The sequence below is a fragment of the Candidatus Krumholzibacteriota bacterium genome (genome assembly GCA_034520215.1).
Lineage (GTDB): Bacteria > Krumholzibacteriota > Krumholzibacteriia > Krumholzibacteriales > WJIX01 > JAGHBT01.
In genome coordinates, this window is sequence record JAXHNR010000001.1 from 85,851 (window position 1) to 101,266 (window position 15,416).

The following is a 15,416-nucleotide window of genomic DNA, read 5'->3' on the forward strand; positions in this document are numbered from 1 at the left end:
AATATTGCCCTGATTTCGAGGAATGTCCTGCTTGTTAATTTGGAGTTCCTCCAATATTTTTAATTCGATGTCGATAATCAGTCTCCTCTCATTCTCCAGCTGAGTTAAAAGGTCGCGTCAGATCAGCTCGAGGAAAGGTCAGCGCTGCGTCCATGCAGTGACAGGGAAACTTTAAATCTGTAAAATAACCGATAAATGAGTGCTTTTCCGATTTATCCTTTTTTGTTATATTTTCATCCTAAATCAGAAGAGTAACAAACAGTAGTAACAATCTTATAGAGAAGGAGGTTTTGATGAGGTTTAAAGCGGTTGTATCTGTATTGGCGCTTTTTGTTCTTCTTGCCGCTTTCCCTGTCTCAGCCGAAGAAGGTATGTGGCAGCTCGATAAAATAGGCGATAATCTCTTCGAGCAGATGAAAGATCTGGGTCTTGAGCTTTCGCGGGATGAAATCTATATGCCTGAAGGTGGTGGAATTGCTTCCGCTATAGTCGATCTTGGCGGAGGAACCGGTTCATTTGTTTCCGGCAAGGGATTGATTCTAACCAATCATCATGTGGCTTTTGCGGCTCTTCAGAGGTCGAGTTCAACGGAGAGCAATTTCATAGAAAAAGGTTTTTACGCGGATTCATACGACAGAGAAATCAAAGCCCCCGGTTATAGGGCGTCCGTTCTGCTTTCTATTGAAGATGTATCCGATGAAGTGCTCGGCGCGGCGAAGGGGCTTGAAGGTGTTGAAAGGTACGAAGCTATCGAAAACAAGACAAAAGCGCTTGTCAAGAAAGCTGAAGAAGGAAAAGACGTAAAGTGCCGAGTTTCGAGTTTCTACGGAGGAATGCTCTATAAACTCTTTACCTATTTTACCATGAAGGATGTAAGGATCGTTTATGCTCCTCCGAAATCGATCGGGAATTACGGAGGCGATATTGATAACTGGATGTGGCCCAGGCACACGGGTGATTTCTCGTTCTTCAGGGCTTATGTCGCTCCTGACGGAAGTTCCGCGGAATATTCCGAGGAGAATGTTCCTTTCGAGCCCGACGTTCATCTTACTATTTCAACAGAGGGGTACGAGAAGGATGACTATACGATGATAATAGGTTTTCCCGGAAGTACGATGCGTTACCGTTCATCATATTCGGTGGGGTCCAATCAGAACTGGAGCTATCCTCTAAGGATAAAAGTCTTCGGCGAAATGATAGATCTATTCAAGAAAGCGGCGAAGGAAAAACCCGCCGCGGCTATAAAAGTGGCTTCCTTTGATCAGATGCTGAATAACGCGATGAAGAATTACAAGGGTATGCTGGAGGGTTTCAAAAAAGCCGGCCTTCTTGACTTGAAGGTTAAGGAAGAAAAGCAGTTCAAGGAATGGCTGAACGGGAACAAGAAAATGAAAAAGAAATACGGCGATCTTCTCCCATCCATAGAGTCTCTTTACAAGGAACAGGAAACTTACCGTGAAAAGAGTTTTGTCATGGGACTTGCCAGTTTCGGGTGTCAGATGCTCAGGGCCGCCAACATACTTGTAAGATGGAGTGAGGAAAAAACCAAGGATGACCTGGAGAGAGATCCCGGATATATGGAGAGGGATACCACAAAACTTAAAACCGGTCTCAGAACCATCCAGATGAGTTATGATGAAGGTGTGGATAAAAAGGTTCTTAAGTATTTTCTGGCAAAATCCCGGGAGCTTCCCGAAGAGCAGAGAGTAGAGGCATTCGACAGTTTACTGGCGGCAGCGGACGGCAGTGATCCTGAAAGCAGGATTAATGACGCTGTAGAAAAGCTCTACGAGAAAACCGATCTCGGTAAAGTAAATGAAAGGCTGCGTGTTTTTGAACTCTCACGCCGGGAAGTTTTAGAGTCTGAAGATCCCTTCATCAGGTTGGCGCTGAGCCTTGCCCCTGAAAGAAGGGAGATGGAAAAGCGCGGCAAGAAATTCAGCGGTGAGATATCAACTCTGAGACCTAGGTTGATAAAAGCATACAGAAAGTTCAAGGGCGGAGCTTCCTATCCGGACGCGAACAGCACGATTCGCCTTACCTTTGGAACTGTAAGGGGATATTCACCCTCAGAAGATATTAATTACGGTTACGTTACTTCCCTCAGCGGTGTTGTTGAAAAACATACCGGGGAAGCGCCCTTTGACTGTCCGGAGAAACTGCGCGAGATCAGCAAGGCGGGGGATTACGGAAAGTATGAGGACGAATCACTCGGGGATGTGCCCGTTGATTTCCTTTCAACCTGTGATATAACGGGAGGAAACTCCGGAAGCCCCATAATGAACGGTAAGGGAGAATTAATAGGCGCGGCTTTTGACGGAAATTACGAAAGTATATCCGCCGATTACCTTTTTGACGAGGATCTGACAAGATGTATAAGTGTGGATTCACGTTACATTCTTTTCATTCTCGACAGGTACAGTGGAGCGGATAAACTTCTTGAGGAGCTAACGATACACTAATGCCGCAAGTACATTATAATTAATGAATGTTACTGGCGGGAGAGGACGCTCTTCCGCCGGTTTTTTTACAAAGGAAAGCATAAATGGGGGAATTCTTCGCGTTATTATGCGCTTTAATATGGGGACTTGCCGTAATATGCTTCAAAAGGTCGGGAGAGAGCGTGTCCCCGTTCGCTCTTACTCTATTCCGTGTGGGTGTGACAAGTTTTCTTCTTGTTCTTACCGTTAAGATCACGGGAGAAAAGATATGGAACAACGCTCCTCCCCAAGATTATCTGATTCTCTTTGCCAGCGGTGTTATAGCTATCGCGGTATCTGACACTATGTTTCATCACGCTCTTAATGAAATCGGCGCCGGGCTTATGGCCATTATGGATTGTTTCTATTCCCCCTCAGTTATATTATTTGCCTTTCTGCTTCTGGGGGAAGGAATAGGAATTCCTCAATTTGCGGGAATGTTTCTTGTCTTTACGGCCATATTTGTTTCTTCCAGGCATAAGCCGCCTCCGGGAAAATCCAGGCGGGAGTTGATAATTGGACTCCTCTGGGGAGTGGGAGCCATGGTGACACTCGGATTCGGAGTTGTAATAGCAAAACCGGTGCTTTCAAGGTCATCGCTCATATGGGCAACCGCGGTCAGGCAACTGGGAAGTCTGTTTGTTCTTATTCCTGCGGCTCTTATTTCAGGGAAGAGGAAGAAATACTTTTCCGTTTTCAAACCTTCGGCGAGCTGGAAATTTTCTCTCCCCGGAACAATTCTCGGATCGTATCTGGCTCTTATTTTCTGGTTGGGTGGAATGAAATATACCAAAGCGGGAACAGCAGCGATACTCAATCAGACCAGCACGATATATGTAATCATCTTCGCGGCCATATTTCTGGATGAACCTTTTACAAAGCGCAAATTTGTCTCGGTGGTACTGGCATTTGCCGGTATACTGCTTGTGAGTTTTGGTTAACTGATCACAGTTTATGTCAGATATGCTTCCTGGAGGCGTATAATGATTGAGATACTGAATCTCATCGCAATGGCTGGTGTAGGATTATTCTTCTTCTCTCTCGGAGTTACTTCTCTCGTCGAGAAAGAATTCAGAGCCGCTCTCTTAAGCGTCGCGTTTTTAATATCCGGCATCCTTCTCTGGTTGCTTTTAGATCAATTTTCAGATATTGGATGGATCGGGGTGTTCAATGCCGCGGGGCTCGCCTTCCTGGCGGTTTTCGGGATTGTTTCCCTCTTGGGATTTTTCCCCGGATCCGGTGAAGAAAGAGATATCTCACGGGCGGTTAGCTACGATGAACGCGACAACATGTTTTCAAGAAGTAATTTGTGGAATCATCCTCATCTGATGAAAGAATACTATAAAGATAAACCTCGTTTAAAGGAGATAGACGGGGAAATCCGCGGCAAGCCCGGTTTTGGGTCCAGTAAGCATACATATTTTGATTATTACTCGACCCCGTGTTTTATTGCCGCTTTTGAGTATCTCGAGAAAACAATTCCCGCTTCAAGGGGTGTGCCGGCACAAGAGAAAAAGAAGATAGATAAAAAGAAATTTACTAAAGCGATAACTGAAATAGCAGAGTTCTACGGCGCTTCCGACGTGGGATTTACGTCCCTTAAGGGGTATCATCTCTATAGTCATAAAGGTCGGCACGCGGACGGCTGGGGAGAAGAGATAACAAATACGCATAAAACGGCTATAGTAATTGTCGCGCCAATGAATGTCGAGATGTTTAAAAAAGCGCCTTCCAACGCGGTGATTCAGGAATCCGCCCGAAAATATGTGGAAGTTGCAAAGATATCGAATTTGGTTGCCGGTTATATCCGCGAATTTGGATACCAGGCCAGGGCGCATAATGACGCGAATTATGAGACCCTGTGCGTTCCGCTCGCGGTTGACGCGGGGCTGGGCGAATTGGGGAGACTCGGTCTGCTTGTTCATAAAAGGTATGGGCCAAGTGTAAGACTCGCGGTAGTAACTACCGAACTGGAACTGCCGGAGTCGCGAAGGAAGAATTTTCATATCGAGAGTTTCTGTAAAATCTGCAAAAAGTGCTCTGATAATTGTCCTACCGGATCTATAAGCGGGGGGAGTGAGCCGGAGAGCAGGGGGTTTAAGCACTGGTCAATTGATCAGGAAAAGTGCTTTTCTTACTGGAGAAAAATCGGTTCTGACTGCGGAATCTGCCTCGCAGTTTGTCCGTATTCAAAACCTGACAATTTTATGCACAGGCTGGTTCGTTTTTATATATCGCGTAATATATTGAACCAGAGAATCGCGCTCTTTTTTGATGATTTGATGTACGGGCGGAAAAAGAAAAAGCCGAAGAAGAATCCGGATAAAATATTTCTCAGCAGATAATCAGCATACTGTTACGAATCTCCCGCCACCTTGTCGGTTTATAAAAATCGAAGAAATTCCACGCACAGAACACAGGACATTCCTCGAAATCAGGGCAATACTTTAGTAATGGCATAACTATCAAGTAATTACCCATAATGATAAGTGGAATTGATATTTAGTTTCTATCCGGCTATTGGTATTGTCAAAAACGCCGTCTATTTCCCCTGCGAGGAAATAGCGTCTCCCGCTCTCAGACTCGCTCTTTCTGCCCCTTCGGGCCAGAAAACCATGCCCGCTCGTCTTCCGAGAGGGTTTTGAAATGCCAATAGCCGGATATACAAAGGAATGTAAAAAATTGGGGAAACTCCAACACAGAATATTCTTGAAATTGGAACTTGAATTTTAATATTGTATATAATACTTAATGCGGCATTTGCAATCAGGCTTTCAGGTTTCGGAAGGCCTGAGTTTATTTGCGAGCAGGAAGTTTTAGTTGTAGAAAATGGATTTTACCGGGAGAAGATGATTATGGCGATTGACGTTAAGCAGATCGGGGAAAAGGTTAAGAAGGAAAGCGCTGTTTTAGAAAGGATCAGAACTGAATTTTCCAGAGTCATTGTAGGCCAGGAGTATCTGATCGACCGTCTGATGATAGGGCTTTTGTGTAATAATCACGTTCTTATCGAAGGTGTGCCGGGGCTCGCGAAAACGCTCGCTGTCACTACTCTTTCAAGAACGATTCACGCCTCTTTTCAGAGGATACAGTTTACTCCTGATCTCCTTCCGGCGGATCTGCTCGGAACTCTCATATACAATCCGCAGTCAGGTGAATTTACAACTAAAAAAGGACCTATTTTCGCTAATATCATACTCGCGGATGAGATAAACCGAGCGCCGGCGAAAGTGCAGAGCGCCCTTTTGGAAGCTATGCAGGAAAGACATATCACTATAGGGAGCGAAAGCCACCTGCTTGACGACCCCTTTATGGTACTTGCCACACAAAACCCGATCGAGCAGGAGGGCACGTATCCCCTTCCGGAAGCTCAAGTGGACAGGTTTATGCTGAAATTGAAAGTCAGTTATCCCAATAGAAAACAGGAGAAAGAGATTTTAAGGAAGATGGCCGGCTCATCGCCTGACACAGATGTTGACGCGGTTATCGAACCTTCCGATATAAAGAGACTCAGGAAATTAAATGACGAGATTTATATGGATGAAAAGATCGAAGATTATATCCTGGATATAGTCCAGGCGACGAGAAATCCCGAGGAGTACGGTCTCAAAATAAGCGATCTGATTCAGTACGGAGCTTCTCCTCGCGCCACTCTGTTTCTTGCTATGGCTTCGAGAGCGCACGCGTTTCTTCGCGGAAGGGGGTATGTTACTCCGCAGGACGTGAAGTCAATAGGCATGGATGTTTTAAGACACAGAGTGATAATTACTTATGAAGCTGAAGCTGAAGAGAAAGTCCCGGAGGACATTGTAAGTTTGATCTTTGATAATGTTCCCGTCCCTTAAACCGGTATACGTTGTCACGCTGAATTTATTTGCGTGCCGGTTGCCGGTAGAGCTTAAAAGCGAATCAATACCATGATTACGAAAGAGTTGTCGAAAAAGATAAGGGCCCTTCAGATAACTACAACCAGGGTTGTTAATGAAATACTCGCGGGTGAATACGGGAGTGTTTTTAAAGGCCGGGGAATGGAGTTTGATGAAGTAAGAGAATATCTTCCCGGCGACGATGTCCGTTCTATAGACTGGAATGTGACGGCTCGTACGGGAGTTCCTCACGTAAAGAGGTATGTTGAGGAAAGAGAACTTTCGGTCATGTTTATTGTGGATCTTTCCGCTTCTGGCAAATTCGGCAGCGTAAACAAACTTAAAAATGAAGTCGCGGCGGAACTCTGCGCCCTGCTCGCTTTCTCCGCCGTAAAGAATAATGACAAGGTCGGGCTGATTCTCTTTACAGACCACGTCGAGAAATATATTCCCCCTAAGAAGGGAACAAAGCATGTTCTCAGGGTTATCAGGGAACTCCTTAGTTTCAAGCCGCGAAAGGCAAAGACGGATATAACTGGAGCCCTGGATTTCTTTGGAAAGGTTGCCACTAAAAAAGCTGTCGTTTTTCTTGTTTCCGATTTTATCTCGGAAGGATTTGAAAAACGGATGAGTATAATTGGCAAGAAACACGATTTAATAGCGGCGACGATTGTTGATCCGAGGGAAGTTGTTCTTCCTGACGCCGGGCTTGTAGAGCTTGAAGACGCCGAAACCGGAGAGATAGTTCTGGTGGACACTTCGAGCGCCGGTGTGAGAAAGAATTATGAACATTTCGGCAGAGAGCAGTCCAGGAAATTCAAGAAGCTCTTCGCTTCTATGCGTATAGATCATATAGAGATCACCAACGGCAGAAATTATATCCCAGAACTTGTAAGGTTCTTCAGAATGAGAGAAAAGCGGTATTGACCCTTTGACTATATGGTTTTCAAAGGCATGGATTTAAAGAGAACGGAGCTCGTATGAATGAGAAATTAAATCTAACACTTGATCGCGGCAAAAGAGAGAAGGGAGTAAACGCGCGATTAGTATATTTTCTCCTGATTGCTGCCGTTCTGTTTGCAGGTATAAATCTGGCTCTTTTTCTTTCTGGTAGCGGCGGAACTTTTTCAGGCGGGAACAATCTCAGCGCTGACAGGCTCGAGGAACTGGCCCTTAAGCTGGAACGGCAAAATCTGCTTCAGCCCGCGGCCCGGACGTGGAAGGAGTATTTAGCCTTGTCCGGAGCGGACAGAGAAGAAAGGGCGTCCGTATGGTACAGAATAGGAAAAATATACCAGAGAGACGACGATTATAAGAGGGCTCTCGAGGCCTATTATCATTCGGAAATGTTTGGAAGTTTTGACTTTAAATCAGAACTTTCGAGAAGGACTACAGAATGTCTCGAAAGGCTCGGTATGTTCGCGGCGCTCAATGATGAACTGCGTGAGAAAACCTCCGTTTCTCAAAGCGCGGAAAAGGAAAAAGAGGTTGTGGCTGAAATAGGAAACTGGAAAATAACAAAAACTAAAATGGAAAGTCTGATCGAGAATGAAGTAGAAGCTGTTTTAAGCGGCGTCGGCCCCGGCCTTTCAGAAGAACAGAAAAACAAGCAAAAAGAGGAGATGCTCAGCAGCGTTCTTGAGGGGAAGAACAGAATGCAGTGGCTTCGCAGCTATATCGCGGAGGAGCTCATCTATCGCAGGGCGATGGAGGAGAAGCTGTATGAAGACCCCGAATATAAAGAGATGTCGCGCAGGAATGAGAGAAGATTGCTGGTGCGGAAATACCTTAGCAGGAAATACAGCTCGGAGATTTCTATTGGCGAAGAGGACCTTCGCGATTATTACGAAGATCACCGGGAGGAGTTTGTTGATGACGAAGGCGGCCGAAGGTCATTTGATCAGAGCAGACAAGAGGTCTACTCGAAGGTGAGAGCCCGCGAGGAGGGTGATGTTCAGAGGGAACTTATAGAAGAATTGATGAATAAGTACGATGCTGTAATACACAATTCAAAAATGGACAGTTCAGAGTAAGAACAGGGTTTAGTGATGGTTGAGAAAAACGGCGGAAATATAAGATTTGTCCGATATCTGCTTAGTGTTTCAGTGGTAGCGGCACTTTTATATTCATGCGGAATAAGTCATCCTCCCGAGGATACTGCCGATAAATATGAAATCGACCGTAATTTTACCAGGGGGCCTGTTGATTTTCGCGTCGCTGTGAGCAAAAAAGAGATTACTATCGCCGATAATGTAAAGTTACTTCTTGAGACAAAAGCCAGAGATAAGTATATGGCCGAGCTTCCTTCTTTCGGCGATAAGCTTCAGCAGTTCGGTATTGTCGACTACAGGACCTTCGAGCCCGAACTCGGAAAAGGTGACGAGGTGATTACAAAGCGGGTGTATAAGCTGCAGCCCTTTCTGTCCGGAGAGTACAAAATCCCTCCAATGGTTGTCGAATTTCACAGCGAAAGAGATACCGCCAGGCATTATATACGTTCAGATACAATAACTGTAAAGGTCAATTCGCTTCTGCCTGAGAACAAATCGTCACTTGAAATAAAAGATATCGCCGGCCCTCGGGAACTTCCCCGGGAATTTCCCTGGACCCCGGCCTTGGCGGGCATAATTCTTATTGCCGCGATACTCTCCGTGGTTGTTTTTAGATTGAGAAAGAAGAAAACGCGGGCTGTTCCGCCGCCCGCGGCCCATGAGGTCGCTCTCGCGAAACTTCAGAATCTTCTCGGCAGAAAACTTGCCGAGAAGAAGCTCTACCGGGAGTTTACGATAGAAGTTTCCGATATCTTGAGAGGATATATCGAGGACAGGTTTGGTCTGAAGGCGCCAGAGAGAACAACGGAGGAATTTCTTGCCGAAGCCGGAAGCGCGCTTGAGGTAGATAAAGAAAAGAAGGAGATGATTAAGCAGTTTCTTTTTCACTGCGATATGGTCAAATTCGCCCTTCTTCAGCCAACGCAGGAGGATGTGCGGAAGACCTTCGATTTTTGCAGGGATTTTATAGACGCCACAAAGATCAAAGAGGAGGTGAAACGGGAAGCCGCTTAGAGGGCTGCCTTACGCGATGAGATTTCTTTCTCCATGGGTTTTTCTTCTTCTGCTGATTATTCCGATCTATCTCTTTGTCAGAATAAGATATAGAAGGACACCGAGCATAGGGTTTCCATCCCTTGCCAATATTAGAAAGGCCGGCATATCCTTAAGACAGAGACTTTCTTTTATACCGGTATTTTTAAGAATCGCCTCTCTTATTTTGTTGATAATCGCTCTTGCCAGGCCTCAGATGGGTAGAGAGAAGATAAAGGATGTTACAAAAGGGGTGGCGATTGAGATGGTTATAGACCGTTCAGGCAGTATGGGCGCGGAGATGGAATACAGGGGGAGCAGGTTAAACAGACTGGAAGTTGTAAAGAGAGTATTCCGGGAATTTCTTATGGGTAACGGCAAAAATCTCAAAGGAAGAGCAAGCGACCTTGCGGGAATGGTCTCCTTTGCCAGGTACGCTGATACAATGGCTCCCCTGACACTTGGCCATGGAGCTCTCTTAAGATTTTTAGATACTGTTGATATTGTTAAGGAAAGAAGCCAGGACGGCACTGCTATCGGAGACGCCGTTGCTCTCGCGGCGGCGAGGCTTAAAACGGCTGAAGAGAATATGTCTTCCGGGGGTGATGCGGAAGAGAAGGAATATAATATAAAAAGTAAAATCATCATTCTTCTTACCGATGGACAGAATAATTTTGGAAAGAGAACACCGGTTGAAGCCGCAGACCTCGCCGCCAAATGGGGAATAAAGATCTACGCTATAGGTGTCGGCGGTGAAGGAGTTAATACAGTAAAAACACTTTTCGGAAGTTTTAAGATTCCTCAGAGCAGCCGGGTTGATATGAGCACCTTGGAGCAGATGGCGGAAAGAACAGGAGGCCTGTCCAGGCAGGCTGAGGATGAAGAATCATTAAGAAAAATATACGGCGAAATAGACAGATTGGAAAAGAGTGAAATAGAATCTGTCCGTTATGTGGATTACAGAGAATTGTTTGTGCCTTTTACAGTCGCGGCGCTGCTTCTTATTCTTCTTGAAAGAGCGCTGGCATGTACTATTTTCAGGAGGATACCCTGATAAATTATGCATATTGATAATGTAAAGATGCTGTCTTTTCTTTGGCTGGCTGTTCTTCCCGTTCTGTTCTACCTATGGGCAAGGTACAGACGGAAGAGAGCGCTTCAGCTGTTTATAGAAGCCGATCTTCTCGGCAGAATAGGTATGACTGTTATTCCGTCGAGGAGAGTGTGGAAATTACTGCTTGTAGTGTTGAGCTTGGCATTGATTGTCTTTTCTCTCTCCCGTCCGGCGTGGAATCCCAAGCCGCAGACAGTTGAAAGAAGGGGCAGAGATATTGTGTTTGTACTCGATGTTTCAAAGAGTATGCTGGCGGAGGACCTCGCTCCCAACAGACTCCGCCGCGCCAAGTTTGCCATTGAGGATATGCTCAAATCCCTTAAAGGGGACCGGGTGGCCCTTGTTGTATTCGCGGGATCAGCGGTTCTTAAGTGTCCGTTGACCCTCGATTACGGTTTTTTCAGGCTCATGTTGGAGAGGATAGATGTAAACAGTATTTCCCGGGGCGGAACTATGATAGGGGATGCCGTTAGAAAGGCGCTTGAAGACGGATTTGACGACCAGGAGAAAAAATACAAAGATATCCTTTTGATTACCGACGGGGAGGACCACGATTCGTTCCCGGTCCAGGCGGCCCAAGAAGCCTCTCAACGAGGAGTGCGTATTATAGCAATCGGGCTTGGTGATGAAAATCAGGGAAAGAGAATACCCGTTACAGATAAAGACGGACAAAAAACCTTTCTTAAATATAAGGGAAGAGAGGTTTGGAGCAGGCTTGACGCTGCAACTTTGAGGAAAATGGCCAATGCCACCGATGGCGGTAAATATCTGAACGTGGCCACCGGTAATATTGATCTGGGGATGGTTTACAGGAAATTAATTTCCGGTGAAGAAAAACGCAAAATGGAATCAAAGACAATCAAGTTGTATGAAGAAAAATTCCAGATATTTATAGCACTGGCGATAGCCCTTCTTATAATTGAAATGTTTGTTACGGAACGCAAGAGAGTGAAAGAATGAAACCCCGCAAGCTTTTAATAATATTCTGCATAGCGTCGTTGGTTCTGGTGATCTCAACCGCCTTTTCAGAATTGACTGCCGATACATCAGGCGATCTGGTATCAAAGGGGAACGATAGTTTCCGGCAGGGAGATTATAAAAGCGCCGCCGAGTATTATCAGAAGGCTTCGGTGAAAAAACCCGAATCACCCGTTATTCTTTTTAATATCGGAGCGGCGCTCTACAAAGAGGGTAATTTTAAAGAAGCCGGGGAATATTTTAAGAAGGCTGCCGGGAAGACGAGAGAACTCAACCTGGAATCCAGAGCGTGGTATAATATGGGGAATTGTTCCTTCAGGGAAGGCCGGAGGCAGACAGACAGTGATTTAGAAAAGGCTCTTGAGCACTACAAGGAAAGCGTCAGGCTCTACGGGACGGCACTTGAGAAAGACAGTACCGTAACTGACGCCGCCCTGAATATGGAAGTGGCAAGAATTGTGATAAAGGACCTTCTTGATCGTATAAAAGAGCAGGAAGAAAAGAAAAAGAAGCAGCAGAAAAAGATGAGAGAAATTGTAGATTCTCTGGTCTCTCTTGCCGGCCGGCAGGATAAAGCGCTTCAGCGGGACCGGGAGCTGGCTTCTGAAAAATCGAAGGGAGTATCGGGCTGGAAGGAAAGAGTAGGCAATCTTGAAAAGAAGCAGAAAAGCATAAAAGAAGGCACGGCCGGAGTTAATGATAAATTAAAAGAAATGTTTGATAAAAAACCGCCCTCTTCTGTTAAACAGGCCCTTTCTCATATTGACTCGTCACTTGCCGGTCAGAAAGATGCCGCTGAAAGACTTTCGGCATTCGAACCGGAAAACGCGTCAGGCGGTCAGAAAGTATCGTCCGAACAGCTGAAGAAAGCCATTGCTGAATTAACCGATAATCAGGATGAAAATCAGCAGAAGAAAGAGCAGCAGGGAAAAGGCGATAAACAGAACAAAAAGAATGACAAACAGAAAAAGCCGCAGCAGAAGAAACAGAAAGAGAAAGAGCCGGCAAAGAAAGAGAATGAAACAGCGAAAGATATCCTGTCTGAAGAAAAGGAAAGCAGAGAAAAGAGGAAACGGCAATCCGGCTCGGGCTACAGGGATGTCGATAAGGACTGGTAGATGGAATGTATTTCTTGATTAATAAAATACGTGAGAATAAAACAGGACAGACTGGGGCCGCGGCTGTATCTTTTGTTATATTTCTTGTCATAATATTTCTTGTTCATACTCCTGCTTTTTCTTCAAATGGAATAATTGCCCGTATGAGGGTGGAATCTAAGAATGTCTATGTCGGCGGAACATTTATTATGCAGATAACAATTATGGGTTCTACTGATGTCGAGCGGCCTGACCTTTCGAATCTCAAAGGGTTTGAAGTGGAATTCGCGGGCGGTTCAAACAACAGCAGCCAGTCTGTTTCGATTGTAAACGGCAATTTCAGCAGAACGGTCAAAAAAGAGTACGTATTTTCATATAGACTGACCCCCTTAGAATCCGGGGTTCTAAGAATCCCCTCCATCGCGGTCGAAGTTGAAGGCAAAGATCTAAAGACTAACGCGTTGACCATTAACGTCAGAGAACCCGAGGAAACAGAAGATTTTAAGCTGAGGCTGAGATTGTCGAGAGAGAGTTGTTTCGTGGGGGAGCCGGTTATCCTTTCTGTCGTATGGTATCTGCGCGAGGATGTAAACAGCTTCAATGTTACGGCGCCTTTATTACAATCCTCCGCGTTTGATATTGAGAAGCCGGAAATGAAACTTGATAAAAGGAAGAAATATTTCAGGGTACCGATCGGAGACAGGGAATTTATTGCCCTTAAGGGTAAGGGGACACTTGAAGGTGAAAGATACGCGACACTTGAATTCGAAATGGCTCTCATCCCTAAGAAACCGGGGGTTTTCAGTATACCCGAATTCATTATCTCGTGTGAGGTTGGCGGCGGATTCGGAAGAGACAATTTCTTTGATGACTTCTTCTCCCGGCATTCAATCAATCGTGAAAGACAGAGGAAATATGTAGTCCCTTCGAACAGCCCCTCGCTCACCGTTAAAGAACTTCCGAAAGAAGGCAGACCTGATGATTTCAGCGGATATGTGGGAGAGTACAAAATCTCCGCCGCGGCAAATCCTACTGTTGTAGATGTAGGAGATCCTATCACATTAAAAATAACCCTTGAAGGATCTGATTTTATGAATAATATCAATTTACCCCCCCTCGGTGAGATAGACGGATTTTCAGATAATTTCAAGATACCTTCAGAGAGAGCGGCAGGTGTTATAGAAGACGGGAAGAAGATATTCACACAGACAATAAGAGCGAAAAGTCATAAAGTGACTCGTGTTCCGCCGGTCAGGATTGTTTCATTTGACACTGCTGAGGAACGGTATATAACGGTTGAATCGAAGCCGATACCTCTTACGGTTAATCCTACAAGAACAGTTACCGCGAGTGATGCTGAGGGCTTAAACCGGGCTCGGGAAGGTTCAGCGCTGGAGCACTGGAGAGATGGTATTGCCTATAATTATAAGGGCGAAGATTTGTTGGTGAGGGCGGACTACGGTTTCAGATCACTAATGTCACACCGGTGGAGTATGCTTCTTCTTGGAGTTCCGCCCGTCCTTTTCGTGATACTTCTGACCGGGAATCTCATGTCAAGGAGAAGAAAGTCAGATCCGATGGCAAGACGGGCGAGGGGGGCGGCTAGAATATTAAAGAAGAAACTCAGCTCTCTCGCGAAGGATGATAATTTGAGCCGTGAAGTTGCCTGCGGCAGGATGTTAGAAGCGTTAAAGGAATATCTGGGAAATAAGCTCCGGCGTGAGGGCTCCGCTCTTACTTCTGGAGAGGTAGAAAAAGAGCTTGAGAGAAGAGGAATAAACGCGGAGCTTATAGAATCGTTAACAGAGATTATCAGGGTATGTGAGCATGGAACATACGCGGGGGTAAATACCGCCGAGGAGAATGATATTCTGATGTTGACAGACAGGGTGGATAAAATAATCTCGAGGCTTGACAAAAAATTATGACATTTTTGGCTAAAAAAATAAGTATTGATATTGGAGATTCCCTGAGCGTGGGAGCGGCGGTTCTTATTCTGGCCGCCGTGGTTATGATTATTCCTTTATCCCCTTGTGCCGCGGAACTTTCCGGCGAAGAGTTGCGGAATGATCTCGAAGCGGCCCAAGAAGCCTTTCAGAACGGTCTTGAGCATGAAGTGTCAAACCCTCTGTCAGCCAGGGATTATTTTAGAAGTTCTATTCTTCATTATAGGAGAATGATAGATGAAGGGGGAGTCAGGAACGGTAAGATATACTATAATATTGGAAACGCCTATTTCAGACTGGATGATCTGGGAAGAGCCATTTTAAATTACAAACGGGCGGCCCTTTATATTCCGAATGATGATAATCTGACGCGGAATCTTAAATACGCCCGGAGCAGAAGAAAGAACAAAATAGAAGAGAAAGAGAGGGAGAGAGTATTTAAAACTCTCTTCTTTCTTCATTATGATCTGCCCTATAGTGTGAGGTTTATTGTTTTTTCCGCTTTTTTCGCCCTGGTATGGCTCGCGGCTTCAGTATACATTTTTATCAGAAGCGGGAAACTTAAAATCGTGATCATTGTCTTTGCAGTCCTCGGCGGGGCATTTTTTGCTTCTCTTATGATTGAAAAAATCAATTTTACCGCGAGTCCCGAGGGTGTTATTATTGTTGACGACACTGTCGCGCGAAAGGGAGACGCGGAGACTTACCAGCCGAGTTTTACTGATCCGCTGAGCGTGGGAACGGAGTTTGAGTTAATAGAAGACAGGGGCAGGTGGTGGCAGATAGAACTTGTAAATGGAGTCAGGTGCTGGATAAAATCTAACGCGGGTGAGACGGTAATAGAATAAGGTC

13 protein-coding genes are annotated in these 15,416 nt (G+C 45.4%); all 13 read left to right on the top strand.

All coding sequences use genetic code 11. The features are described from left to right. The first annotated feature begins 293 nt into the window (after positions 1-293). The 13 genes from U5O15_00350 (at position 294) to U5O15_00410 (ending at position 15,412) form a co-directional block, all read left to right on the top strand. A complete protein-coding gene (locus tag U5O15_00350) occupies positions 294-2,462 on the top strand; it encodes a S46 family peptidase (GenBank protein MDZ7859112.1) in 2,169 nt (722 codons plus the stop codon). Positions 2,463-2,545: 83 nt separating this feature from the next. After that, positions 2,546-3,421 (top strand): DMT family transporter, encoded by an 876-nt coding sequence (locus U5O15_00355; protein ID MDZ7859113.1) that lies wholly within the window; start codon positions 2,546-2,548, stop codon positions 3,419-3,421. Between the two features lie 42 nt (positions 3,422-3,463). Beyond that, positions 3,464-4,825, top strand: a complete 1,362-nt coding sequence (locus U5O15_00360) for a reductive dehalogenase domain-containing protein (GenBank protein MDZ7859114.1) — start codon at positions 3,464-3,466, stop codon at positions 4,823-4,825. A gap of 144 nt (positions 4,826-4,969) precedes the next feature. Beyond that, positions 4,970-5,125, top strand: coding sequence for a hypothetical protein (locus U5O15_00365; GenBank protein MDZ7859115.1), 156 nt, complete (start codon positions 4,970-4,972; stop codon positions 5,123-5,125). Between the two features lie 210 nt (positions 5,126-5,335). Next, positions 5,336-6,325: a MoxR family ATPase gene (locus tag U5O15_00370; GenBank protein ID MDZ7859116.1), complete on the top strand. Its 990-nt coding sequence runs from the start codon at positions 5,336-5,338 to the stop codon at positions 6,323-6,325. Between the two features lie 87 nt (positions 6,326-6,412). After that, positions 6,413-7,273, top strand: a complete 861-nt coding sequence (locus U5O15_00375) for a DUF58 domain-containing protein (GenBank protein MDZ7859117.1) — start codon at positions 6,413-6,415, stop codon at positions 7,271-7,273. A gap of 53 nt (positions 7,274-7,326) precedes the next feature. Beyond that, positions 7,327-8,379 (top strand): hypothetical protein, encoded by a 1,053-nt coding sequence (locus tag U5O15_00380; protein ID MDZ7859118.1) that lies wholly within the window; start codon positions 7,327-7,329, stop codon positions 8,377-8,379. Positions 8,380-8,394: 15 nt separating this feature from the next. Then, positions 8,395-9,411, top strand: coding sequence for a hypothetical protein (locus U5O15_00385; GenBank protein MDZ7859119.1), 1,017 nt, complete (start codon positions 8,395-8,397; stop codon positions 9,409-9,411). Positions 9,412-9,427: 16 nt separating this feature from the next. Further along, positions 9,428-10,483: a VWA domain-containing protein gene (locus U5O15_00390; GenBank protein ID MDZ7859120.1), complete on the top strand. Its 1,056-nt coding sequence runs from the start codon at positions 9,428-9,430 to the stop codon at positions 10,481-10,483. 6 nt (positions 10,484-10,489) lie between these two features. Beyond that, the gene (locus U5O15_00395; protein MDZ7859121.1) at positions 10,490-11,503 is read left to right on the top strand and encodes a VWA domain-containing protein; all 1,014 of its coding nucleotides are present in this window, start codon (positions 10,490-10,492) and stop codon (positions 11,501-11,503) included. Then, positions 11,500-12,639: a tetratricopeptide repeat protein gene (locus U5O15_00400; GenBank protein ID MDZ7859122.1), complete on the top strand. Its 1,140-nt coding sequence runs from the start codon at positions 11,500-11,502 to the stop codon at positions 12,637-12,639. Before U5O15_00395 ends, U5O15_00400 begins: the two co-directional genes overlap by 4 nt. A 14-nt stretch (positions 12,640-12,653) precedes the next feature. Then, on the top strand, positions 12,654-14,546 hold the full coding sequence (locus U5O15_00405) for a BatD family protein (GenBank protein MDZ7859123.1): 1,893 nt from the start codon (positions 12,654-12,656) through the stop codon (positions 14,544-14,546). A gap of 5 nt (positions 14,547-14,551) precedes the next feature. Beyond that, positions 14,552-15,412: a tetratricopeptide repeat protein gene (locus tag U5O15_00410; protein ID MDZ7859124.1), complete on the top strand. Its 861-nt coding sequence runs from the start codon at positions 14,552-14,554 to the stop codon at positions 15,410-15,412. The last annotated feature ends 4 nt before the right edge of the window (positions 15,413-15,416 follow it).